Source organism: Caloramator mitchellensis (assembly GCF_001440545.1).
Classification (GTDB): domain Bacteria; phylum Bacillota; class Clostridia; order Clostridiales; family Caloramatoraceae; genus Caloramator; species Caloramator mitchellensis.
The window spans coordinates 43,670-68,269 of sequence record NZ_LKHP01000010.1 but is presented as its reverse complement, the minus strand read 5'-3'; the positions used below and the strand labels follow the sequence as shown (position 1 = coordinate 68,269).

Annotated in this window: 28 protein-coding genes, 1 tRNA gene and 1 riboswitch; of the genes, 1 reads left to right on the top strand and 28 read right to left on the bottom strand. The window is 33.8% G+C overall.

The genetic code is table 11. The features are described 5' to 3' along the window. The 14 genes from ABG79_RS09020 to ABG79_RS08955 all read right to left on the bottom strand — a co-directional run. Positions 1 to 437: GTP-binding protein (locus ABG79_RS09020; RefSeq protein WP_152978232.1), on the bottom strand; the 437-nt coding region annotated here is incomplete at its 3' end. 82 nt (positions 438 to 519) lie between these two features. Further along, positions 520 to 595 (bottom strand) — tRNA-Thr (locus tag ABG79_RS09015). 80 nt (positions 596 to 675) lie between these two features. Then, the gene (gene sigH, locus ABG79_RS09010; RefSeq protein ID WP_423230097.1) at positions 676 to 1,320 is read right to left on the bottom strand and encodes an RNA polymerase sporulation sigma factor SigH; all 645 of its coding nucleotides are present in this window, start codon (positions 1,318 to 1,320) and stop codon (positions 676 to 678) included. Positions 1,321 to 1,397: 77 nt separating this feature from the next. Beyond that, a complete protein-coding gene (locus ABG79_RS09005) occupies positions 1,398 to 1,907 on the bottom strand; it encodes an NYN domain-containing protein (protein ID WP_057979149.1) in 510 nt (169 codons plus the stop codon). A 10-nt stretch (positions 1,908 to 1,917) separates the two neighbouring features. Beyond that, entirely contained in the window at positions 1,918 to 2,769 is an 852-nt protein-coding gene (rlmB, locus tag ABG79_RS09000; RefSeq protein ID WP_083490399.1) for a 23S rRNA (guanosine(2251)-2'-O)-methyltransferase RlmB, read from the bottom strand. Then, complete coding sequence (locus ABG79_RS08995; RefSeq protein ID WP_083490398.1) at positions 2,766 to 3,269, bottom strand: methylated-DNA--[protein]-cysteine S-methyltransferase; 504 nt, start codon at positions 3,267 to 3,269, stop codon at positions 2,766 to 2,768. The genes rlmB and ABG79_RS08995 overlap by 4 nt, the downstream gene beginning before the upstream one ends. A 15-nt stretch (positions 3,270 to 3,284) precedes the next feature. Next, entirely contained in the window at positions 3,285 to 4,055 is a 771-nt protein-coding gene (gene thyX / locus ABG79_RS08990; protein ID WP_057979144.1) for an FAD-dependent thymidylate synthase, read from the bottom strand. A gap of 91 nt (positions 4,056 to 4,146) precedes the next feature. Continuing rightward, on the bottom strand, positions 4,147 to 4,593 hold the full coding sequence (locus ABG79_RS08985; RefSeq protein WP_057979143.1) for a Mini-ribonuclease 3: 447 nt from the start codon (positions 4,591 to 4,593) through the stop codon (positions 4,147 to 4,149). Positions 4,594 to 4,755: 162 nt separating this feature from the next. Beyond that, the gene (locus ABG79_RS08980) at positions 4,756 to 6,162 is read right to left on the bottom strand and encodes a flotillin family protein (RefSeq protein WP_057979142.1); all 1,407 of its coding nucleotides are present in this window, start codon (positions 6,160 to 6,162) and stop codon (positions 4,756 to 4,758) included. 12 nt (positions 6,163 to 6,174) lie between these two features. Beyond that, positions 6,175 to 6,699, bottom strand: a complete 525-nt coding sequence (locus tag ABG79_RS08975) for an NfeD family membrane protein (RefSeq protein ID WP_057979141.1) — start codon at positions 6,697 to 6,699, stop codon at positions 6,175 to 6,177. 325 nt (positions 6,700 to 7,024) lie between these two features. Next, entirely contained in the window at positions 7,025 to 8,248 is a 1,224-nt protein-coding gene (locus ABG79_RS08970) for an RtcB family protein (protein WP_057979140.1), read from the bottom strand. A gap of 212 nt (positions 8,249 to 8,460) precedes the next feature. After that, positions 8,461 to 9,585, bottom strand: a complete 1,125-nt coding sequence (locus ABG79_RS08965; protein ID WP_057979139.1) for a DUF1648 domain-containing protein — start codon at positions 9,583 to 9,585, stop codon at positions 8,461 to 8,463. Continuing rightward, positions 9,578 to 9,964 (bottom strand): GntR family transcriptional regulator, encoded by a 387-nt coding sequence (locus ABG79_RS08960; protein ID WP_057979138.1) that lies wholly within the window; start codon positions 9,962 to 9,964, stop codon positions 9,578 to 9,580. Before ABG79_RS08960 ends, ABG79_RS08965 begins: the two co-directional genes overlap by 8 nt. A 12-nt stretch (positions 9,965 to 9,976) precedes the next feature. Next, positions 9,977 to 10,762: a YhfC family intramembrane metalloprotease gene (locus ABG79_RS08955; protein WP_057979137.1), complete on the bottom strand. Its 786-nt coding sequence runs from the start codon at positions 10,760 to 10,762 to the stop codon at positions 9,977 to 9,979. A 140-nt stretch (positions 10,763 to 10,902) separates the two neighbouring features. Between ABG79_RS08955 and ABG79_RS08950 the strand changes: the two genes are divergently transcribed. Further along, positions 10,903 to 11,817: a DUF6414 family protein gene (locus ABG79_RS08950; protein WP_057979136.1), complete on the top strand. Its 915-nt coding sequence runs from the start codon at positions 10,903 to 10,905 to the stop codon at positions 11,815 to 11,817. A 137-nt stretch (positions 11,818 to 11,954) separates the two neighbouring features. Here ABG79_RS08950 and ABG79_RS08945 read toward each other — a convergent pair whose 3' ends face one another. The 14 genes from ABG79_RS08945 to ABG79_RS08880 all read right to left on the bottom strand — a co-directional run bounded on the left by ABG79_RS08945 (position 11,955) and on the right by ABG79_RS08880 (position 24,252). Further along, positions 11,955 to 12,275 (bottom strand): putative heavy metal-binding protein, encoded by a 321-nt coding sequence (locus ABG79_RS08945; RefSeq protein WP_057979135.1) that lies wholly within the window; start codon positions 12,273 to 12,275, stop codon positions 11,955 to 11,957. 19 nt (positions 12,276 to 12,294) lie between these two features. Then, on the bottom strand, positions 12,295 to 12,975 hold the full coding sequence (locus ABG79_RS08940; protein WP_057979134.1) for a HesA/MoeB/ThiF family protein: 681 nt from the start codon (positions 12,973 to 12,975) through the stop codon (positions 12,295 to 12,297). Between the two features lie 21 nt (positions 12,976 to 12,996). Further along, positions 12,997 to 13,218 (bottom strand): MoaD/ThiS family protein, encoded by a 222-nt coding sequence (locus ABG79_RS08935; protein WP_057979133.1) that lies wholly within the window; start codon positions 13,216 to 13,218, stop codon positions 12,997 to 12,999. A 59-nt stretch (positions 13,219 to 13,277) separates the two neighbouring features. Beyond that, positions 13,278 to 14,315, bottom strand: coding sequence for a tungsten cofactor oxidoreductase radical SAM maturase (locus tag ABG79_RS08930; RefSeq protein ID WP_057979132.1), 1,038 nt, complete (start codon positions 14,313 to 14,315; stop codon positions 13,278 to 13,280). 206 nt (positions 14,316 to 14,521) lie between these two features. Continuing rightward, positions 14,522 to 16,321, bottom strand: a complete 1,800-nt coding sequence (locus ABG79_RS08925) for an aldehyde ferredoxin oxidoreductase family protein (protein WP_057979131.1) — start codon at positions 16,319 to 16,321, stop codon at positions 14,522 to 14,524. 264 nt (positions 16,322 to 16,585) lie between these two features. Continuing rightward, entirely contained in the window at positions 16,586 to 17,026 is a 441-nt protein-coding gene (locus tag ABG79_RS08920) for an MOSC domain-containing protein (protein ID WP_057979130.1), read from the bottom strand. Between the two features lie 2 nt (positions 17,027 to 17,028). Continuing rightward, positions 17,029 to 17,505, bottom strand: coding sequence for a cyclic pyranopterin monophosphate synthase MoaC (gene moaC, locus ABG79_RS08915; protein ID WP_057979129.1), 477 nt, complete (start codon positions 17,503 to 17,505; stop codon positions 17,029 to 17,031). A 1-nt stretch (position 17,506) separates the two neighbouring features. Then, positions 17,507 to 18,460: a GTP 3',8-cyclase MoaA gene (moaA, locus tag ABG79_RS08910; protein ID WP_057979128.1), complete on the bottom strand. Its 954-nt coding sequence runs from the start codon at positions 18,458 to 18,460 to the stop codon at positions 17,507 to 17,509. A 10-nt stretch (positions 18,461 to 18,470) separates the two neighbouring features. After that, on the bottom strand, positions 18,471 to 20,375 hold the full coding sequence (locus ABG79_RS08905) for a molybdopterin biosynthesis protein (protein ID WP_057979127.1): 1,905 nt from the start codon (positions 20,373 to 20,375) through the stop codon (positions 18,471 to 18,473). A gap of 9 nt (positions 20,376 to 20,384) precedes the next feature. Continuing rightward, positions 20,385 to 21,608 (bottom strand): molybdopterin molybdotransferase MoeA, encoded by a 1,224-nt coding sequence (locus tag ABG79_RS08900; protein ID WP_057979126.1) that lies wholly within the window; start codon positions 21,606 to 21,608, stop codon positions 20,385 to 20,387. Position 21,609: 1 nt separating this feature from the next. Further along, positions 21,610 to 22,107, bottom strand: a complete 498-nt coding sequence (locus ABG79_RS08895) for a MogA/MoaB family molybdenum cofactor biosynthesis protein (protein WP_057979125.1) — start codon at positions 22,105 to 22,107, stop codon at positions 21,610 to 21,612. Then, on the bottom strand, positions 22,100 to 22,801 hold the full coding sequence (locus ABG79_RS08890; RefSeq protein WP_057979124.1) for an energy-coupling factor ABC transporter ATP-binding protein: 702 nt from the start codon (positions 22,799 to 22,801) through the stop codon (positions 22,100 to 22,102). The genes ABG79_RS08895 and ABG79_RS08890 overlap by 8 nt, the downstream gene beginning before the upstream one ends. After that, a complete protein-coding gene (locus ABG79_RS08885; RefSeq protein ID WP_083490396.1) occupies positions 22,785 to 23,435 on the bottom strand; it encodes an ABC transporter permease in 651 nt (216 codons plus the stop codon). Before ABG79_RS08885 ends, ABG79_RS08890 begins: the two co-directional genes overlap by 17 nt. Positions 23,436 to 23,439: 4 nt before the next feature. After that, on the bottom strand, positions 23,440 to 24,252 hold the full coding sequence (locus ABG79_RS08880) for an ABC transporter substrate-binding protein (RefSeq protein ID WP_057979122.1): 813 nt from the start codon (positions 24,250 to 24,252) through the stop codon (positions 23,440 to 23,442). 107 nt (positions 24,253 to 24,359) lie between these two features. Further along, positions 24,360 to 24,476, bottom strand: a riboswitch (molybdenum cofactor riboswitch). Positions 24,477 to 24,600: the final 124 nt, after the last annotated feature.

The following is a 24,600-nucleotide window of genomic DNA, read 5'->3' as shown; positions in this document are numbered from 1 at the left end:
AATTCTGGGTCGTCTACCATGTCTGCTTTGTTTAAGAATACTACAATGTATGGAACACCTACCTGTCTTGCAAGAAGGATGTGTTCTCTTGTTTGTGGCATTGGACCGTCTGCTGCACTAACTACTAGGATTGCTCCGTCCATCTGTGCTGCTCCTGTTATCATGTTCTTTACGTAGTCTGCGTGTCCTGGGCAGTCAACGTGTGCATAGTGTCTTGTTTCTGTTTCGTATTCAACGTGTGCTGTGTTGATTGTTATTCCTCTTTCCTTTTCTTCTGGTGCCTTATCTATTTCGTCGTATCTTGTTGCTTGTGCTCTTCCGTATTTTGCTAATACTGTTGTTATTGCTGCTGTTAATGTTGTCTTACCGTGGTCTACGTGTCCTATCGTTCCTATGTTTACGTGTGGCTTCGTTCTCTCAAAATGCGCCTTTGCCATTTTAAAATTACCTCCTTTTCCTTTGTTGTTCTTTTTTACGGTTTTTACCGTTGTAAACTTATCCTGGTGTATCACACTACCCTGGAGCCCATGATCGGGATTGAACCGACGACCTCCACCTTACCAAGGTGACGCTCTGCCTACTGAGCTACATGGGCAAAAAAGGGCATATTGATACTACCGATTATTTATTTTACACTGTTTAAAAAAATATGTCAATATTTTATTAAACAGTATATCAATCCTTTTCATTTAACAATTTTTCAAGTTTTCTCTTAATTCTTTGGAGTGCATTATCAATTGATTTAGCATGTCTATCTAAATCGCATGCTATTTCTTGGTATGTTTTTCCATCTAAATAACACCTTAAGACCTCAATTTCAAGGTCACTTAAAGTTTCAAGCATTCTTTTTTCAATCTTTTTTCTCTCTTCCTTACTAATGATTAATTCCTCTGGATCAGATATATGTAAAGAAGAAATAACATCTATTAAGGTTCTTTCAGATTCGTCTTCAAAAACGGGTTTATTGAGCGAAATATAACAATTCAGTGGAATATGTTTTTGCCTTGTAGCAGTTTTAATTGCTGTAATAATCTGTCTAGTTATGCATAATTCCGCAAAGGCCCTAAAAGAAGATAATTTGTCATTCTTAAAATCCCTAATGGCTTTATATAGCCCAATCATTCCTTCTTGAAAAATATCCTCTTTATCAGCTCCAATTAAAAAATATGCCTTCGCCTTTGCCTTTACATAATTCATATACTTAAAAATCAAATATTCTTCTGCGCACCTATCGCCCTCCTGCGCCATAGCAACAATTTCTTCGTCTATCATACTATCAAATCCTGCTAATGTTGCAAGAGCCCCCCTATGTATCTGCAATTGAATCCCCCCAGTAGCAGCTTTTTCATGCGTGTTACATAAATTATATTTCAGAAAATACCCATAGTCAAGCATTTTCAAAGGTTTCGACGCATTCTTTCAAGTTTTTCCAAAATATCCTTATTTATAAACTCCTCTAATGTGTTTTTCCTTTGGCTATATGAAATCTTTGATTTTTCTGTTATAACATTTTCAACAGCTTTTAGCTCATGCAAAAACTCATTCGGTGTTATTCTGATTCCGCCCATTTGAAGAGTAATCCTCTGTTCTAAGTAATCAGACGTTACCACTGCAACAGCTCCTGACTTTAAATATTGATATATTGATCTTTCTATGAAGCAGTCTGCGGTTTCGCCTTCTTTAGTAAACACAATATTTATCTTTCCAGATTTCTCATTTTTTTCAATGCTTCCAGGCACTAAATGTGCATCAAACACAACGAAAATGCTGCAGCCTTTGTATGCAGCATACTCCTGCAGCATTTCCACAAGTTTATCTCTAGCATCCTCAAGATTTTCATCCTTTAACTTCTTAAGCTCATCCCATTGATTAATAACGTTATATCCGTCCACGAAAATAGTCCTAATCCTGTTCACATCAGATGCCCCTTTGTTTTATAACTTCATACATTATAACTCCTGCTGCAACCGAAGCATTTAGGGAGCTTATTTCTCCCTTCATTGGAATTTTAACTACAAAATCACAATTTTGTTTTACCAGCCTTGAAACTCCTCTTCCTTCACTACCAATTACTATGGCTAACGGTCCATTTAAGTCCTTGTTATAGCAGTTTTCTCCGTCCATATCAAGTGCTGCAATCCAGAGCCCCATTTCCTTAAGCTCATCGATAGTTTTATTCAGATTAGTTACCTTAGCTATTTTAGTATGTTCTATAGCCCCAGCAGAAGCCTTTGCTACAGTTGCTGTAACAAGTGCACTCCTTCTTTTTGGAATAATGACTCCATGTGCTCCAAATACATTTGCCGACCTTATTATTGAACCTAAATTATGCGGGTCTTCTATTTCATCAAGTATAATTATGAATGGGTCCTCATTTTTCTGCTTTGCAAATTTTAATATTTCATCAACTTCAACATAGTTATAATCAGAAACGATTGCTATAACCCCTTGATGAGCCATTGTGGTTGACATTTCATCTAGTCTCTTTCTTTCTACCTCAGAAATTACAATCCCTCTTTCTTTAGCCATTGAAATTATCATTTTGATTGAGCCTTCAACATCACCCTTAGAAACATATATCTTCTCAATCGTTCTGCCAGATTTAATCGCCTCAATTACTGGATTTCTTCCCTCTATAATATTTTCTGTTTCTTGATTTATTTTGTTTAAAAAATTACCCCCTCTTAGCGCCCTATCTCTTTGTCTGTCATCTTTTTTAAAATCTCTTCTTTCTTTGTTATTCCCATAATTTTGCCTATCTTTTCTCATTTATATTTCACCTCAAAAATATTATTCCCCTTGGCATTATTTAAAACTCTTTTTTCATGTTCAATAAGCCATTCTTTTCTCCACAGTCCACCGGCGTATCCCGTAAGCTTACCATTTGAACCAATAACTCTATGGCATGGAACTATTATTCCTACTGGATTTTTACTATTAGCAAGTCCAACAGCTCTTATCGCCTTTGGATTTCCAACTCTTTTAGCCTGTTCCTTGTATGAAATAGTCTCTCCATATGGAATATTGCACAACTCTTGCCATACTTTGTTTTGAAAATCTGTTCCGCACAAATCTACTTTAACTGTAAATTCCCTGCGTTCTCCTTTAAAATATTCGTCCAATTCAATTAGACATCTTTTCAACATCTCAGGCATGTCTTCATCATATTCCGCTTCTTTCTCGACAAAATCAAGTCTTATTATTGCATCATTGTATTCTACAATTTCAATAATCCCTATAGGGGATTTATAATATGCCTTATTCAACATGAAATCACCTTCTTGTCACAAATTCAAATACTTTTCCTTAACTTCAAGCATTTTGCCACAACTCATATTGCCTTCGTGGCATTTATCATGAACACAGCTTGGACCAGCATATTTAAAAATAGTAGGTGCAACCTTTTTTACTTCCTTTAACATTTCATCAGCAAGTCTATGTATTTCCCATTGTGCCCTGTTGCAGCACCTGTGTTTGAAAAAGTTCAGTAAACTTCTAGCATTCATAGTAACTACAATTTTGGTTTCGCATGCATTTGGAAAAACATATCTTGCATCTTCTATAGCAATTTTTTCTGCCAACTTTTTGGCAATACTTTCTAATTTACCTTCTTCAATTAGTCTATTAAAATGTCTATTAAAGAGAATCTCTACTAGCTTATCATAAATTTTCTGGTCATCCTGCATTGCCCTTATAAATAATTCCTTTGCTTCTTCGTCTTCGGCTATTGCAGGAGGGACTATGTATTCAAATTGGTCAAGTTTAACATATCTCTGACTTTGCTGGCTATAGCTTGCTATTCTATGTCTGACAAGCTGATGTGTTAAGGAGCGGGATACCCCCTCTATTGCAAAGGTAAAACTAACATGTTCTATAGGAGATTCATGCCCTATTTCAACAAGCATATTTAAAAATCTTTGAATACTTTCATCCGATAAATTTTGTTGTATTTCATCAACTCCAACTTTGCTGTAACAGAGTTTTGCAGCAGATGCAACTACCTTTTCAGGTTCTGGTGTATAGGCTATAAGAGTAACCTTTAGAGCATTAATCATCGTTTTTCCCCCTCATCCTAAATTTATATAATTATAACACTCACTACTCATTTCCTCAATTAATAAAAGTTTATACGATTTATAATCTTTATTATTCAAAGCATTTATTACTATTTTCTAAACCTTCAAAACCCAATATAATCTTAAAAATCTCATCAATCCTATCGTTTCTATGTAACAAAAACAAATATCCAAATAATGCTTCAAACGCTGTAGCCATTCTATAATCTAAAACATTAGCATTTTTAGGGACATGATATGTCTTTGTATTTCTTCCACGCCTTACAACATCAAGTTCTTCTTCTGTTAGATAAGGATTTAGCTTATCAAGTATTTTTGCTTGATTTGCTGCCTTAACAAATTTAATTGATTCCACATGAAGTTTATGTGAAGACTTAGCACCCTTTGAGATTATGTAAGTTCTCACATATGCTTCATAAATTGCATCACCTATATAGGCCCAAATAAGTGGGTTTAATAACTTAACATCTTTTTCTGATAATGTGTTAAACAGTGCTATATTTTCAATCTCCTTCATCTTCCCTCTCCTCGCATAAAATTCATATTTATTTTAGCACTTTGTTGTTTTGTAGTCTATACAATGGCTATAGTAAAACATTCTATAAAAAATATTTAAAGGGAAATCAATCGATTTCCCTTTATCGTTTAATGGATAGAAATTTAAATTACTTTGGGTTGCTTAGTCTATAACATCTTTCTTTGTAACCTGGCCATTTCCAACCTTATTAATTAAGTCCCCTACTTTAACTCCTGTTAAAGCTTCAACAGTTTCAGGAAGTCTTGCAACAACATCAGTTACATACTCAGTAACCTTTGCTGCTCCTTTTCCATTACCGTTGTCAATAATAACAATCTTTTCGGTCTTTGATAGCGGTTCAGCAACAGCCTTTGCTATTTCAGGCAGTTTTTCAATAATCATTTGAGTTATAGCAGCATCATTGTAAAGCTTAAACGCCTCTGCCTTCTTCATCATAGCCTCAGCTTCTGCCTTACCCTTTTCTCTAATTATCTCAACTTCTGCCATACCCTCAAGCTTTCTTGCTTCAGCTCTAGCTTGCCCCTCAAGTCTTATAGCTGCCGCCCTTGCCTCTGCATCTTGTAATTCTTTATATTTTGTAGCCTCTGCTAACTTTTCGGTTTTAAATTTTTCAGCCTCTGCCTGTTTAATTATTGTGGCCTCGAGTTCTTTTTCTTTTCTTAGTGCCTCCTGCTCTGCAAGTTCAATTTCCTTCTGCTTTCTAATGATTTCAACCTGCATCTGAGCTTCAGTTACATCTTTTTTAACTTTATTAGATTCTATTTCATAAGCAAGGTCGGCATTAGCCTTTGCGATTTCCTGCTCTTTTCTATATGACTGAACCTTTAATTCCTTTTCCTTTGTTGATTCAGCAATTTGAGTTTCTGCAACTAACCTTGCAGCTTCCCCTTCTCTATTAGCTTCTGCTGTTCTTATCTTTGTTTCCTTATTTGCCTCTGCCTGTGCAATTTCAGCATCCCTTTTTACTTCTGCAATTCTCTTCTTTCCAAGTGCATCAAGATATCCATTGTTATCATTAATATCTCTTATCGTGAAGGCCTTAATTTCAAGCCCCATATCAGCAAGGTCAACAGCTGCTACCTCTTGAACTTGTGCTGCAAATTTTTCTCTGTCTTTATAAATTTCTTCAACTGTAAGTTTTGAAATAATTTCACGGAGCTTTCCTTCAAGAACATCCTTTGCTGTATCTTGAATTTTTGCAATAGTTCTTTGTTCTTCACCTGTATTGAACTGTTCTGCTGCAGATAAGATTGATTCCATGTCTGATTTAACCTTTATAACAGCAACACCATCAGCTCCAATATCAACGCCTTGTTCGGTTAGAGCGCCATCGATTTTAACTTCAATTTTCATATTTTGCAGCGAAATAACATCTGTTCTTTCAAGAAGTGGAATAACAAGCCCACCGCCACCTGAAATAACCCTTTTCTTTAAGCCAGTAACTACAAGTGCCTTATCCTGTGGAACTCTTTTCCACATAGAAAGAATGGTAATGATTAAGAATAAAACAACAGCAACAATTATGATTGGAATTACAAAATCCTGCATACAAAAACCCCCTTATTTTTGAACATAAAATATATTGTTATCTATGGATACGATTATAACCTTTTCGTCCTTTTCAAGTTCCTGTCCATCAAATGTTTTTGCTGGAGCAGTATATCGGTTCCCTTTTATAGAGTAAATTATCTGACCTACTCCTTCTTTTCTTATTGGTATTTTAACCTTTGCAACTTTGCCTATAAGATCCTTTTGTGATACAGCGCTGGTATTTTGAGCCCTATAGAGTGGTTTTAAAATAAAACTGTTAAAGGCTAAAGTTGCAAAAATTGCTACAAGCAGCGAAAACATAAGAGTAATTGTCGAACCTAAATTCAATCTATATAATATTAACCCCAAACCACCAAAAACAGTAATAAACAAAATTATCAAATTAGGCTTCAATGGCAAGAATGATAGAAAAGGAATTTCGTAATCAATGTCTAATCCATCAAAATCCCCAATATCTAAAACTTGACCAAATAAAAACATTATAAAGGCCAGTAAAGCTCCTGTGTAGAAACAAGTTTTAAAAAGCGTTAGCATAATCACCCCACCTTCATTTCCCATATATTACTATTTTATTACATATTTTTCCCGCAAACAACGTTGCTTCTTTTTTTAAAGCTGAAAATAAGTTTCAAGTTTTACTACCCACCCATACTCATCATCTCCTAATCATTTATTACAACTTTATTATATGGTATTTTATACCATGTTTCAATGTGTATTTTAACTTATTATGTTTCTTCTAATCTTTTCTTTAATTACTTGCAAATTAAAGCTCTTATTTTCTTTTAATATCTCTTCTCTTTAATTTCCAAAAAAAAGACCTCTTCAAAGTCCGTTTTTCTTTGAAGAGGTTATATTACTATTCCGCTGCTTTGAAATTATATATGGGCTTGATTATCTTTACAATTTCCACTGTATCCTTAATATTATTAACAATCTCCTCCATAGGCTTGTATGCCATAGGAGCTTCATCTAATGTATTTTCACTTACAGATGTTGTGTATATTCCCTTCATCGACTCCTTAAAATCATTCATTGATAATAATTCTTTAGCTTTGTTTCTACTCATAATTCTTCCTGCACCATGGGGTGCCGAATAGTTCCAATCAGGATTGCCCTTACCTATACATATTAAACTTCCATCCCTCATATTCATTGGAATAATAACCTTTTCGCCCTTGTATGCAGATATACTGCCCTTTCTTATTATATTATCCTTAAAGTTAATATAATTGTGTATCGTTTCAAAATGTTCAAATTCATCAATGCTCTTTTTAAACAATCGGTTCAAAATAATATTTGCTATAGTTTTTCTGTTTAAGGTCGCATATCTTTGACATATGTCCATATCATGTAAATATTTTTCTCTAAAATCTCCACTTAAAAAGCACAAATCCTTCTTGTATTTTGGTTCTAAGGCATCATATTGTTCTTTTAGCTCCTTCAATACCTTTTGGATAAGGTGTTTCTTACCCTGTTCTTTATAGTTTTTTATAATTATTTCCCTTTTTTCGTAGTAGTCGCCTTTTCCACTGCATAAATCTATTGCAATGTTTTGATAGTATTCTGCAGCCTGCTTTCCTAAATTTCTGCTTCCAGTATGAATGACTAAATACATCCTTCCCTCTTCATCTCTATCTAATTCTATAAAATGGTTTCCCCCGCCTAAAGTTCCTATACTTCTTTCAATCCTTTTAGTATCCTTTAATTCCCTGTAACAATGTAATTCCTGTAATTCTGAAAATTTAACCATTCTGCCTTCGTGAACATTTTGCCCTGAAGGGATATATTTATTAATTATTTCATCTAGTTCAGCTAAATTTATCTCAATTTTGCCAAGCTCTACAACCTGCATGCCGCAGCCAATATCTACTCCAACTAAATTAGGTATCACCTTGTCTCCTAAGTTTGCAGTAAATCCTATAACACATCCTACACCAGCATGAGCATCCGGCATAATCCTAATACTGCAATCCTTTACGAACTCTTGATTACACAATTCCCTAATCTGTTCTATAGCAGCCTCATCTATGTTGTCAGTAAAAATCTTTGCAGTTGCATAAAAACCAGAAATTTCAATCAAAATTACTCCCCCTAATTTATTAGTTAAAATACTGTTCCTCTTGTTTAGTTTATGATTGCATTATAAATGTCTTTTAATTTTACACATCCTAATTATTTTTATTATAACAAAGTGATAGTTTTACTTAAACAGGAATTTATTCCTATACAATTTTTTAAATTTAAACCAGCATCCTGCTTATTCTATACGTAATAAGTATGGATGACGGTATGTCATTCAAGGGGTATAAACCAAACCAATAAGATGCTTCCAATAATAATCAGTGCAGCTAAAACAGCAATAATCTTTGCCATTGGTTTTGCATAATTAAAATCCCAACCTATTCCGACGCGTTTTTCAATAAGCAAAGAAGGGTCATCCGGGTTATAATAGAACATTCCTGCTATCCAGTATTTTTCATCATCCCTATCTATAATTTGCTGATTATCCACCGATAAGCTATCTTTGCTTTCATTATAAATGTGATAAGATTTGATAATATAAATTATTATAATCATTATTGTTAAGGCTGTTAATACAGTTAGCCATATCGTCATTAGTTTTACATCGATTAACATTAACATATTCATATTTATTATAAAAAATATTATCTGCTGCATAATTGTCAGTAAAATAATCAAGTATGCTAGATTGCTCTTAATAAGATTATTTTGGTACTCAGATTTTTCTGGTTTTAAAATATTTAAGTTCATCTTTGATTTTTTTATTAAATTGAATATAAAAAACATAAGGATAATTAACCCTATCTGAGTAAGCTGTAATGGCAGAAAGGTTAAAAAAGATTTTTCTCCCCATCTATCCACCTCATTATTAATGTTATAATGTAGGGGAATCCTTTCTGGAAGGTAATGATATCTTTCAATCATCATTATTAAAGACAAAATAACAATAAATGCAGGAATTATAAACCAATACTTTGAGGGATAATTTTTTACATGGTCACGCCTTTTAAGGTTTACAACTGTTACTTGTCTTTTTCCCAAAACCCAGTCGCTATTGTGTTTAATTTTTAAAACTTCTTTATAAATGAAATAATAATTAATCTCCATAGCAAAAGCAATAATGAAAATAAATAGAACAGAAAGTTTTATAATTGAAATCACATTTCCAAATATAAAGAAATAAGTGTATAGAAGCAATGGAAATAGAATCGTCAAAGCGTAATTTCTTCTATATTTTTTATAAAGAATTAGCATTTCATTTCTATTTTTATAACCGTAGGGGATTTTTACTCCAAAAAATACATTCTCCCTTGAAAACTTAGGTAAGTAAAATCCTAATATAGTAATTAATAATACATTAGGTAAAAATAAAAAAGCAAAAATAAATTTATTCACCCTTTTCCCCTCCAAACCCGTCAAAAATATCTTCCATTATACTAAATAAATCCTCTTTGCTAATCCCCTTGCAATATGCCTCTGCTATTATAGGTTTAAGCTCATCTTTAACTTCCTTTAAAAAAATCTTATCTATATTCCTAATAATTGATATATATGCCCCTTGTTTTTTGTTAATGGAAATAAAGCCTAAATCCTTTAAAATATTATATGCCTTATTAATTGTGTGCATGTTTATCCCAATGTCCTCAGCAAGCTGGCGAATTGAAGGAAGGCTATCGCCTTCCTTCAACTGTCCTTTTGCAATCCCTTCGATTATTTGATTTTTAATCTGAATATAAATTGGAATCTCCGATGTAAAGTCTATTTCTATAAACATACATTCACTTCCTTAAACTTCTGCATTAGTTTTTTCTAATCCCTTTTGTTTTAAAATATAAATAAGTGCGATTATGGCAAAAATCATCGTAATGCCTTCTAGTATAAATACATTAACCCCCTTCATTGACATAAGGGCAATCGGTGTATCAATAAGCATATGAATTAAAATTGCGATAATTAAATAGCTCCATTTTTTATCTCTAACCGATTGCAAAACCAATAAAGATAGTGCAATTTGAATAGTTATAGCAAATATTCTCTCTATTCCTGCAAGAAGAAAATTGTAGTCAGGAGTATTGATTAACATGTTTTTAATCATCTCTATAGTTTGCTGAGGTACTTTACCAGCAAACACCTCGTCTAACTTACCTGCGTTAATAAAATTAGAATAAATCAAATTATTAATATAAGTTAATCCAACTAATAGTATAGCTTCTATTCCTCCATGTCCTGCACCAAAGGCAAGACCATTTTCAAAATTCAATCTATCCTTTAAGAAGAATTTAAACCCTAAAAATCTTCCAATCTCTTCAAAAATTCCTGCAGTAAGTCCTAAGAAGATAGAAAAAAACAAATGATTTTTTGACATTGCAATATACCAGCTCTGCCTTGAAAAAACCTGAAGCATTGGAATCCTTATAATCATTTGAAAGATAAAAAATACAAGTGCTCCAATCAAAATTGCCTTAAATGTTCCATTGTATTTTTTGCAAAATATAATTCCTAACGTAATTGGAACCCCAAATGAAATGATAAGAGTAATAATCATAAATATAATTTTCAAATTCGATACCATTAAAAACCCCCCTAGTTATATTTGTTATATATATTATATAACAAATATAAAATTAAATCAATTACTTTAACTCTTTAATCACCAAATACAAATTATTGAATATAATATTACAATACAACAATATTGAGGATAGATTTAATATGAATTCTCCTATTGGTATTCCAATTTATATCAACAAGAATCTAATACTTGATTTGTATTCCATACTCATAAACGGTTATATAGAAAGCAGGGAAGAACTTTACCTGAAAAATATTGATACAGCTTTTAGACTTCAGCTTGGAAACAAATACACAACCAATCAGGGAAGTAAGAGAACTGATCCAAGCGACAAAAATCTTGTTAAAGACAATTCAAATAATTGTTCTAAGGATAGAAGCGTTTTAGTTGATAATAGAAATGGAGATAGAAATCAAATAAGAATCAGAAAAATTTTTACTACTTTTCAATTTTTCAATAATATGAAATCCATAATGCAAAACAATAATTTAGTTAAGAGATTTGATGAACTAAGCAGCTATGACAGCATAAGTCCAGTAGAATACTTAGAGTTTGAAGGTCGTATATCTCAAATATCTGTTCAATCCCAAATTAATACTATAGTAAGCCTAATCGAATCATTTGATACTAAAGAGCTGGATAAGTTAATACCCTCTTCCTCCCTTACAAACTTTACAGTCATCTCAAAGCAGCTAAAAAAACTCAACGAGTTTCTAGGCCAAAACAATACAACTACGATGATTATTGAAAATTCCCATTTCAAATCCATACTTAATGTTAACACAAATTTTTTCTTAGATAAAAACTCTTATATTTACGATGACGTTAACTGCAATTGCAAAGTCTTCTGCAAAATTATTAAGGTATTAAACCATAATGAAAAAATAAACTTATTATCAAAGACATGTGAGCAGGATTACTACACTAAACTTTTACTGCAAACCAAGCAGTTTCTTGATATACTAAATCAAAACAATATATTAGTTCCGGAAATGTTTTCATGTGAAGTGATGTATCCTGCAATTCAAGCAATCCCAATAGCAATGTATATTTAATCTCAAATAAGCCACCAGATTAAATTAATATTTTAAAAACCCCATGAAGATTTTTACTTATGTTTTCTCGTTTCATGGGGTTTTAAATATTACATCTTACTATACACGTTGTTTTATTTTTCCAGCAACTAAACCTATTAATCGACAACAACAGCAGTTCCTGAAGCAGTAACCATCAACATACTTCCTGCCTGGCCGAGAACCTCATAATCAATATCAATTCCAACAACTGCATTTGCCCCCATCGCCGCTGCCCTTTGCTTTAATTCCTCAAGTGCCCTTTCCCTTGCATACATTAATTCTTCCTCGTATGTCTTTGACCTTCCACCAAGAAAATCAGAAAGTCCTGCCATAAAATCCTTTACAAAATTTACTCCGCTGATAACCTCTCCAAAAACTATACCTTTATATTCAATTATTCTTTTTCCTTCAATCGAAGGAGTTGTTGTAACTAACATATTTATTCTCCTTTCAAATTTATTTAATCGATACCTTATGATACTCCTGTGAAAAAGTATCGATATAAAGAATCTCTTTTCTTAAAACATCTCCTCTTCCAATAAGAACCTTTAACGCTTCACTTACTTGAATTGAAGCAATCAGTGCGGGTGTAAAGGATGGGTTTCCAAGTTCCTTTTCTATTCCTTTTGAAACTTTCTTCCTATAAATAAAATCAAGCGTCCTATCGCCTGGAAATACAGTAGTTACCTGTCCATACCATCCTGCTATTGCCCCATGAACAAAAGGAATATTCACCCTTTCACATATATCCTGAAGTATAAGTCTTGTTTCAATGTTATCAAGAGCATCTATTACCAAATCATGCCCTCTTAAAAGCTTTTCCCCATTCTCAAAATTAAATTCCCCCACTATTGCATTTACATAAACATCAGGATTAACTATAGCCATCCTTTCTTTTGCTACTAAAGCTTTACTCTTTCCTAATACTTCAGAATTGGATAGTATTTGTCTGTTTAAATTTGAATCCTCAAAAACATCCTTATCAATTGCTGTGATATATCCAATACCTAGTCTACCCAGCATCTCTATTATATATCCTCCAATTCCTCCGCAACCAACAACACAAACCTTAAATTCTCTCAATCTATCGTTTTCTTCCTTTGACAATGTGTTCATATTTCTATCGTATCTTCCCATAGTGCACCTCCAAATGTCAAATCAACCTCCGCCCACAGGCGGGAACAAGGCTACTGTTACTCCATCCTCTAAAGGTTCATCCCATTTTCTGTCAATTCCATTAACAATATAAATTGCTACCTCTTCCTCTTTAATGCCCAGTTTTTCGATTATAAACCTTCCATTTATTCCAGCAAAATAGTCAAAATCAACCTCCTTTTGTCGTCCATTTCTAAACGTAGCAAAAAGCTTAACCTTAATCATCTTATCCCCCCTTTAGTGACATTCACTTGATTTCTTGACTTCTTGAATTGTTTGTCAATTTATGGGCATATTGCAAAACGCCTGCTCCATAAACAGTCTGCACAGGATGGCTTTACAGTATAGCAATCATAATCGCTTGTTTTTACAATATCGCATCCATCTACCAAGTCACAATCAAGACATGATGGATATCTATTATTATACACCCTGTTTCTAAAATTTGTATATTCAGTGTTAAAATAAATTTCATCTAAACTTTTTTCATTGATGTTTCCAAAGGGATATTTCAAAACCTTCTTTTCTCGGCCAAAAATATATTCATTTATGCTGTGGGAAAATCTATAACACGGATAGACTCCACCGTCGGCCCCCACAACAACCGCATCCTCTTCAATAAAAGGACAATATCTCTCTGTCTTTAGCTCATAATTAGGCAAGACAAGATTCAAACCCTTTCTAAAAGAATAAACATTTAATTTTTCAAATAAATCCTTTATAAATTTATTTTCATATCTTTTATAAAGTATCTTATCCTTGTAATCCTCTGTTTGAGGGATTACGTTTGAGATAATAACCTGGAAAGCATCCAAAGAAGCTGCAATATCTAAAACATTAAATATATCATCAATATTCCCCTTTGAAGCTACAAACTGTATAACAATATACGGAAATTCAAGATTATTTTTTTTCTTCTTTTCAACTATTTTATTTAAATTCCCCAGAACATTCACAAGTTCAAACCCTCTAATATCCTTATATTTTTCCTCGAGCCCATCTATAGAAACAACAATTTTATTCACACTTTCAATAATTATATTTACTATATCTTCATCTAAAATCGTTCCATTTGTTGTCAACGTAAGATTATATCTTGAAAACATTTTAAGTGCCTTTTTTATGAGCGGTGAATAAGTCGGCTCTCCAATCCCGCCTAATACAACCTCTTTAATATCCTTACCTTGTAAATCATTATATATTTTTTCAAGAGTCTTTTCATCCATATCAATAGGCTTTTCGCTCCATGCTCGTCTGTAGCACATTTTACAATTCAAATTGCACTTATCAGTCAACTCTATATACACTTTACTAATACTCACGATATCCCCCCATTAAGTGACATTCACTTGATTTCTTGAATTGTTTGTCAATTTACATAATTTCCCGATATATTTCACATTAATCCTTAGTATTCTGCCATTATCTCAATTTAATTAGATTTACACCCTAAAAGGCTATCCTTTTAGGGTGTAACTATGCTTAACATATTTTATAAATCAATCTCCTGCCTGAGTAAATAAATTAATTAAACATCTAACTTAGCTAATGTTTCTTCCGTTGGAATACCATCTTGTCCCCAACCACGAACTTCATAGTATTTTGGTAGTAGTTCGCTTAATCTATGAACATGTCCCTTTGATGGACCTTCTGGGATTCCATCTTCCAACAATCTCTTTGGAAGAGTATCTTCTTTTGGGTCTATACCTGCTTTTAAGTTAAATACTCTTTCAAGAGTATAAATTCTTGAACCTGCCTCGAGTATGCTCTCAGCTGTATAGTCTTCTCCACAAACACAGTTAATAAGTTCAGCGTAATCGGATGCTCCAAGAGCAAATGATGTAAATAGACAAAGTCCAAGAGAATCTATAACTGCAGTAAGATCCTGGAATACCTTTACCCATTCAGCCTTGCCCTCAAGTGAGAATCTATCTAGTTTTTGTGGTGCACCAAGTATTTCAGGTGAAATCATATAACCTCTAACGTGGCATCCACCTCTATTTGAAGTTGCATATTCAAGTCCATGACCTTGAACTCCTCTTGGGTCATAAGCTGGTAATTCCTGCTTCTTAACTGACATAGAAAGTTCTGGAACTCCATAAGCTTCACACAATCTATACGAACCTTCAGCCAATTTATCACCAAAACCTTCTCTTGCCCCCATCTTTTTTGTCCATGCAACCATTGCATCAGCATCACCAAATTTTAGTGAGTATCCATCGTTTGCAATTTCTTCATCCTTAATTAATCCCTTTTCATAAAGTTCCATCGCAGCAGCAATTGTAGTTCCTGCTGAGATAGTATCGAGTCCGTATTCATTACACCAGAAATTAGCTTCTGCAATTGCATTTATATCATAAACATCGCAATCTGCTCCGAATGCCCACAATGTTTCGTATTCTGGTCCTCCTACCTCACGACCGTCTTTTAATCTTACCCATCTTCCACAAGCAATTGGACATCTATAGCATGGATTCTTTCTAACAAGAATATCTCTTGTCATTGTTTCTCCGCTTATTTCATCAGCATTTTCCGTATAAGCCCTTTGGAAATTTGCAACTGGGAAAATACCATGTTCATTGATTATATTTACAAGAACAGCTGTTCCGTAAGTTGGTAATCCTTGTCCTGTTACTCCGTTTTCTCTTAGCATCTTAATCTTAGCAGCTACCACATCCTTTACCTTTTCCTCATCTGCAAGTTCAACCTTTTTGCTTCCTTTTACTACAACAGCCTTAACATTCTTTGAACCCATAACAGCACCGACACCAGAACGTCCTGCTGCTCTATCATAGTCATTGATAACTGCTGCAACCTTTGATAATTTTTCTCCAGCAGGTCCAATGCAAAGAACTCTTGCCTTTTCTCCATATTCTTTTCTCAATTCATCAGTCGTTTCTGAAACCAATTTACCCCAAAGATTTGAAGCATCTTTAATTTCAACTTTATCATCTTCAATTGAAACATAAACCGGTGTTTCTGCCTTACCTTCAAAAATAATCATATCATAGCCAGCAGCCTTTAGTTCTGCCCCAAAGTATCCTCCTGAGTTTGAGCAAGCTATTGTTCCTGTTAAAGGTGACTTAGTGATAACCATATATCTACCGCCTGTTGGAACGGGAGTTCCAGATAGAGGGCCAGTAGCTATTATTAGCTTGTTTTCTGGACTTAATGGTTCAACCTTTGGATTAACCTCATCCATGAATATTTTACTTCCTAAGCCTCTACCTCCTATGTATTTTTTAGCAAGCTCTTTATTAAACCCTTCTGTCTTTACTAAATTTTCAGTCAAGTTAATTCTTAAAATCTTACCAGCATACCCAAACACAACAAAACCCCCTCACATTTTTTCAATACAATATATTTCTAAAGTTATAAATTTATTAATGTTAAATTATTCACAGAATTAACATTTTGCTAGAAATATATTGTATTAATATCAATTATATGTCAATATTAATATTAAAACAATTGTTTTTCAGAATTTTCTTAAAAAATAAATCGACACAGTGTGAAAATTATAAAAAATATAAAAATTAAGCCATATTGATAAATTTTCAATGTGGCTCATTATATTGCTCCTCAGTGGCGTCTAACTTTTTATTATCTCAATTTCATCTCCAATCTTTATAAAACCGCCATTTATAACCTTTGCAAACACACCTTCCCTTGGCATGATGCAGTCGCCAGTTATATTTTTTATTTCACAGCCAGTATGGCATTGTTTTCCAATCTGCGATATCTCTAAAACTACTTCTTCTCCAACTCTTAGCACTGTTCCTATAGGTAGAGTATAAAGTTCTATACCTTCTGTTGTAATGTTTTCTGCAAAATCTCCCGTCTTTAAATTTTCAAGCCCGATGGCCTTCATCTTATCTATGCTCTCTTTTGCAAGAAGGCTTACCTGCCTATGCCAGTTTCCTGCGTGGGCATCTCCCTCAAGGCCATGATTTTCTTTAAAATATCCCTTTTCAATAGGCATTTTTATAGTTCCTTTTCTTTCACTAATATTTATAGAAACAACCTTTGCCATTTTCAAACCTCCCTTTCATACAATCCAGATTTCCCACCGCTTTTTCTTATAAGCATTATATCCGTTATCATCATGTCTCTATCTATTGCTTTGCACATATCGTAAATAGTTAGTGCAGCTGCAGACACAGCTGTAAGTGCCTCCATCTCAACCCCTGTTTGCCCGATAGTTTTTACAGTAGCCTTAATATCAATCTTTGAGTTTTCAAAGTCAAGTTTAAAACTAATATCACAGCCTGTAGTTATAATAGGATGACACATAGGAATCAAATGTGATGTGTTTTTAGCTGCCATGATGCCTCCAACCTGTGCAACCGAAAGCACGTCCCCCTTTTTTATTGTTCCTTCATAAATCCTATTGAGAGTCTCTTTTTTCATGTATATGCTTCCTATTGCAACTGCCTCCCTTTTTGTCATGTCTTTGTCGCTGACGTCGACCATCTTAGCTCTTCCTTCTTCATTTATATGAGTCAAATCCATACTACCCTCCAATCTGGAACATTTTCTTTTGGCTTTGGCTTATCGCCTCTTCAAGGTGATGTTCCAACGGTTTATTAAAAATCGTATGTTCCAATATAGCCTTTAAGTGCCTTTCATCCCTCAAAAAATCCTTTAAATCAATCTCTTCTTTTGAGTGAAGGCATGGTTTTATAGTTCCTGTTGACGTAAGCCTTATTCTATTGCATCCCGTGCAGAATTTGCATGTTAATGGCGATATAAATCCAATCGTTCCTTTGGCACCTTGTCTTTCAAAAACCCTTGCTGTGCTATTTTGTCCTGTTTCAATTTCTGTTAAATTTGAAATGCTTCTTATCAAATCATCCGAGGAAATATAACCATCCTTAAACCTCTCACCTTCTCCAATAGGCATAACTTCAATAAATCTAATGTGGAGTGGATTTTCATCAGCAAGCTTTACAAAATCAAAAACCTCATCATCATTAACGCCCCTAATCACTACCATGTTGACTTTTATAGGCTCTAACCCTATCGCCAAGCTTTTATCGATTGCCCTAAAAACATCATCAATATTCCCTAATCTTGTAATATTTTTAAATCTGTCTGCCTTTAAAGTATCAAGACTAATGTTAACTCTATTAAGCCCTGCCCTTTTCAAATCTCCTGCCATATCATAGAGCCTTGTCCCATTTGTTGTAATAGCAATATCGTCAATCCCATTTATTTTTGAAGTTTCATAAATTAAATTTTCAATACCCTTTCTTACAAGGGGTTCTCCACCTGTAAATCTTATTTTCTTTATTCCAAGCTCAGCTGATGCTCTTATAATCTTTAATATATCCTCAAAGCTCAAAATCTCCTCATGTTCAAGCTTTTGAATCCCATCATCAGGCATGCAGTATACACACCTTAAGTTGCACCTGTCCGTTACAGAAACCCTCAAATAATTTATGGTTCTCCCATATTTATCATTCATATGAATTCTCCTATTCGATTATTATATTGCCTAAATCGCTATAGTCATATCCTCCAAGATAGTCTAATTCTCTCTTAAATTCATCCGAATTAATAACTTCTAAAAATTTCTTAATGCCGTCATGTTCTAAATATTCTAAAGGAAGTGCAATATCATATTCCTCGTTAGCTATTGGAATAAAATCCAGCCCCATTATATTAGCTGCTGAAAAAACCCCAAGCCCTACATCTGCATTTCCCTTTGCAACCTGAGCTGCAACAGAAATATGTGTATAATCTTCTCTCTCGTATCCATTAATATCTTTAGGGCTTATACCTAATTTTTTCAGTTCATAATCAAGTAGTATTCTTGTCCCAGACCCTTTTTGTCTGTTTACAAATTTCGCATTATTGTTAACTATATCCTCAAGCCTTGTTATACCCAAAGGATTTCCCTTTCTCACCATAAGACCCTGAATCCTTTTGACAAACTTAATAAGAGCAATTCTTCTACCTGGAACATATCTTTTTATATAGGATTTGTTGTATTCACCAGTTTCTGTGTCTAATAGATGTAAAGTCGTAAAATGAGTTTCCCTATCTTTAAGCGAAAGTATTCCCCCCATGCTGCCAACATGAGCAGAAGATAGATTATATTTGCCTTTTTTGGCGAGTAAATCTGCAGCAATGTCTAATATCAAATCATGGCTTCCTATGCATAGGACAGTATTCTTTATTTCGTCTTCACTCTTGAGTAAATTTACTTTAACAACACTTCCCTTTTCATAACCCTCCAGCTCTTCTGGAATTTCCATAACTCCATCAGCCCTTACAAGGCTCATCGTAGCACCCGCACCCCTTTCAATTGGTGCTGCAATATATTTGCCATCTATATATCCAAGCTTAACCCTCACAAATTCAAGATATTTTGAAGAAGACATCGTCCTTTTTGAAAGCATTGCATCTATATACTTTTTACCCATAATTTCATATCCTTGAATAAAGCCTATTAGCTTTTTGACAATGTTCTCCATTATAAAAAATGCTGAAACAGGAAATCCTGGTATCCCGACTATTGGTTTATCAGCTATTTTACCCAAAATAACAGGCTTTCCTGGCTTAATTGCAACTCCGTGGATAAATACTTGTCCTAATGTTTCTATGACCTTTTTAGAATAATCTTCCCTTCCTGCAGAAGAACCTGCATTCAATAAAATCAAATCAAATTCTTTAGAGGCTCTATCTACAACTTCTAGTAGTCTTTCAAAATCATCCTTTACGATATCAAATCTTACAGGAATCCCTCCGTATTCCTCTACCTGTGCCGCAAACACTCTTGAGTTGAATTCAATAATATCCCCAACCTTTAGTTCTGTTCCTGGTTCGACAATCTCCGTTCCTGTTGGGATTATTGCAACCCTTGGCTTTTTATACACTTCAATCTCAAAAACTCCTCCTGCAATTAGGGCACCTATATCAACAGGTCTTATTCTGTGGCTCTGAGGGAGAATTAACTGTCCCTCAACTATATCCTCACCCATTTGTCTTATGTTTTGCCATGGAATCGATGGCTTAATAATCTCAATTTCGTTCTCACCAGCTTTAATCAAATCCTCAACCATTATCACAGTATCAAATTCATCTGGAACAGGGTCTCCAGTATCAACAACTAAGTAATCGATACCTTCTTTTAATCTTACTGGGTTTCTGTCCGTAGCAGTAAAAGTTTTTTTTGCAGTCGTTGCAATTCCGTCAACTGCTGAACTGTTGTAAAATGGCGAAGAAATTTTTGCAAATACTGGAGCTGCAGTAATTCTTCCGTTTGCTTCATGTGTCTTTATCTTTTCGCTATTTAGTCTAAATTCACTCAATTTTTCAAAATATGTATTTATTGCTTTTTCCAAATTTATATTTGAGAGATATATATTTTGTCCCATGATGACCTCCTAGAACTTAATTACTTTCACATTTTGCCCAGCGTAAAGACCTTCAAGCTCCTTTTCGATATACACATACCCAAAGGATTTTGCAAAACATGATATAAGCCCTGATTTATAGTAGGTTGGATATGCTTTTAAAACACCATCCTCTTCCTTTATTTGAACAGGCAGAAATTCTGCCCTTCCTGGTGCTTTATGATAATTGACTGAAAATATGCATTCAATTGGGTATTCTTCCCTTTCGAAATTCCTAATCAAATCCAAATAATGAGCAACGAAATTTTTGAAAATAACTGCACATGCAAGTGGATGTCCCGGAAGTCCAAATATAAACTTATCATTCACTTTCCCAACAATTGTTGGTTTTCCAGGCTTAATTGCAATTCCGTGGATAAAAATATTTGACCCTTCAAATGATTTTATAACCTTTACAGTCTCGTCCTTTGTTCCAACAGAGCTTCCACCCGACATCAATACTACATCACATTCGCCAAGTGCTCTTTCAACTGCCTCCCTTAACTTATCAAAATCGTCATTAATTATTCCATATAGAACAGGTTCAACACTTTCTTCAATACAAAGTGAATATAAGAGATAACTATTAATATCCCTAACTTTCCCAAGTTCAATTTTCTCAGTTGGTGGAACCACCTCATCGCCCGTCGAAATAATTCCCACCTTTATTCTTTTATAAACTTCAACTTCTAAAATTCCAAGGCTTGCTAAAACGCCTACTTCGTATGGCCTTATTCTTGTCCCCTTTTTTAAAACAAGTTCTCCCTTATTTACATCTTCTCCAATTTCAACTATGTTTTGAAGCGGTGCAACTGGCTTGTTTATAAGTATCGTTTCATCATCCAACTTTTCAGTATATTCAATCATGGCAACCGTATCAGCACCATTAGGAAGCATACCGCCAGTTGGAACATACATGCATTCACCATCTTTAATGTCACTTGGAGGAACACTGCCTATTTTTACTTCTCCAACAAGTTTTAAAATAGCCGGCAGGCTCTCGCTTGCTCCAAACACATCATTTGATGACACAGCATAACCATCTACAGTCGAACGAACAAATTCAGGAACATTTTCATTTGAATATATGTCGACCGCTAAAACCCTTTCAAGAACATCTAATATGCTCACCTTTTCGGTTTCAATTTTGTAACTTTTATTATTCTTAATAATTTCCTTTGCCTCATTTACTGTAACAAGCTTTAATAACTCCATATTAATCATCCTTTCTTGCACACTCTGAAGCTTCACCCTTTAGTATTTCAATACCATGTTTTAGTGCTGGCAAAACAATATTCAAATTTTCAACTGCTCCCTTTGGACTTCCAGGAAGGTTTATTATCAACGTTTCCTTTCGTATTCCCGCAACAGCTCTTGATAACATCGCCTTAGGAGTTATCTCCAATGACTTTGCCCTCATAGCCTCCGGTATACCTGGCACTAATTTTTCTATTACAGCCATCGTTGCCTCTGGAGTTACGTCCCTTTTTGAAAAACCAGTTCCACCATTTGTTAATACCAAATCTAATTTCATTTCGTCACAAAGTTTTATAAGTTCACATTTAATATCATCAATTTCATCTGGAACAATTTTTATGTATTCTACACTGTATAAAGAACTATCAAGCGTTTCTTTAATTGCCACAGAAGTGGTGTCAACCCTTTCTCCCCTTGAACCCTTGTCGCTCACTGTTAAAATCCCTACTCTAATCAATCAAATCACCCCTTGAAATTATTTTTCTAACAAGACTACTTTTAGGATTTTTGAAAAACTCTTCTTTAGAATCCATCTCAATTATCTTCCCTTTGTCCATAAATATAACTGTATCTGCTATCCTTTGTGCTTGATAAAGGTCGTGGGTTATTAATACAACAGTCGTTCCTTTCTTATTTATGTGCTTTATAAGACGTTCTGCAATCAATGTGCTCTCGACATCCATGCTTGCAGTAGGCTCATCAAGTAGTAAAAGTTCCCTTTCAAGAACAGCTACCCTTAATAGTGCCACCTTTGCAGATTCTCCACCAGACAACCTTTTAGCATTTTTTTCTAGATAATTAATCCCAAAATATGAAGTGTATTCATTTAATTTTTTATCTATATCTTCATCCTTCATCCCTTTATATTTTAATCCTAAGGAAATATTGTCTTTTACTGACATGTTGAATATGTATGGCCTTTGCTGCATTATGCTTATTTTATCCTTAACTTCATCGAACTCATAGTCATCAAATAATATTTTTCCAGCATCGTGCCTTTTTATGTTTGCAATACACTCTATTAGAGTTGTCTTTCCACTGCCATTTAAACCAAGGACTGCAACTATTTCTCCTTTTTTTATGTGAAGACTTTCTATATCCAACACTCTTTTTTCATATTCCTTAACCAAATTATTAATATATATATTCATTGGTGTCTCTTCCTTTCAATAGGTGCAAAAGTGTGTTAATTCCAAAGGATATTAATAAAAGAATTATCCCAATTTTTATAGCACCCTCGAAGTTTCCCTTGTTGGTTTCAAGAGCTATATAGGTTGTCATTACCCTTGTGTAGCCCTTTATGTTTCCTCCAACCATTATAACTGCACCAACTTCAGAAATTGCCCTCGAAAATCCAGTTGTTATAGCTGTTATTATCTCGTTTTTACATTCTTTGATTATAAGTATTAAAATATCAAAACTTCTTCCACCCAACATAATGCATGTTTTTTGAATCTTTACTGCGCTATGTTGAATCTGCTTAACTATAAGATTAAAAATAATTGGTAGCACTAATAAGGTTTGAGCTAAAATCATAGCAGTTGGTGTAAACAAAAGATTATAATGTCCAAGTGGACCCTTTTTTGAAAGAAGCATAAAAACAACAAGCCCCATTAAAACTGGAGGTATGCTCATAAGAGTATCTGTTATTCTTAAAATGTTGTTTTTATACTTAAACCGATTAATTGAAAAAGGTATACCAATTATTAAAGATATAATTGAAGCAATGAGTGTTGCTGTTGTTGAAACAAATAATGAAGTTAAAACTATTTGAGTTAATTCCATATATTCACCTGCCTGCATTAGGTATGAATAAAGATTGCCCATACTTTTCCTTTCCAAATTCGCCAATCAATTTTTGTCCTCTTTCTGATATCATCCAATCGATAAATATTTTTGCCTCATGCTGTCTGAAATTAATTTTTTCTGGATTTAACATTATTAAGCTGTATTGATTTATTAGGACAGAATTTTTTTCACATAAAACATTCAGTTCAACCTTATCCTTCATAGAAAGATAAGTTCCTCTATCGGTTAATGTGTAAGCATTCTTTTCATTAGCCATATTTAAAACTTGTCCCATACCAAGTCCTGTTACTATGTAATTTTTCCACTTAGGTTCAATATTAGCCTTTTTCCATATATCCTTTTCCTTTTGATGAGTTCCCGACTCATCCCCTCTTGATATGAATTTTGAATTAGACTTGTAAATAAGTTCAAATGCTTTAATGGGATCGTCACTGGCATTATCCTTTACTTTTGCCGGGTCATCTTTGGGTCCTACAATAACAAAATCGTTATACATAACTTCGTATCTTTTAACTCCATACCCTTGATTTATAAAGTCTATCTCCTTTGCTTTTGAGTGAACCAATAAACAGTCTGCGTCTCCTCTTTTTCCTATTTCTAGTGCTTCTCCTGTTCCCTTTGCAATTACCTTAACCTTTATTCCTGTGTCCTTTTCAAAATATGGTAAAAGATAATCCAAAAGACCCGAATCCTGGGTGCTGGTTGTTGTTGCAAGAGTAATTGATTTAATTTCATTCGAACATGCTGTTAAGAATAAAAATAATATAAGTAAAATTGCTAAAAACTTTTTCATAATAAAAAAACCCCTTTCGTAAATTAAATTTGCGAAAGGAGAATTTTTGAGCTAAGTTAAACTAGTGTTAAGATATTAAAAGAATCTAATTCTTTTAAATCCCATACATACTATTGCTCAGCTTCTCCTTTCCATCGGGAGGCAGAACCGTTTCCAATTCTACCCTATCGGTTCATAATCCATAGCTGTGCCTTAGGATTATGAACTCGGAGAATATTGTTAAAATATTAACTTAATCTTATTTTAGCATAGATATTTATTGATTTCTATCATTTATTCATTTAATAGTATATTCTATAAAAAACATAAAATTCCTTCTAAAAAAGTTATTCTTTTACCCAATATTTA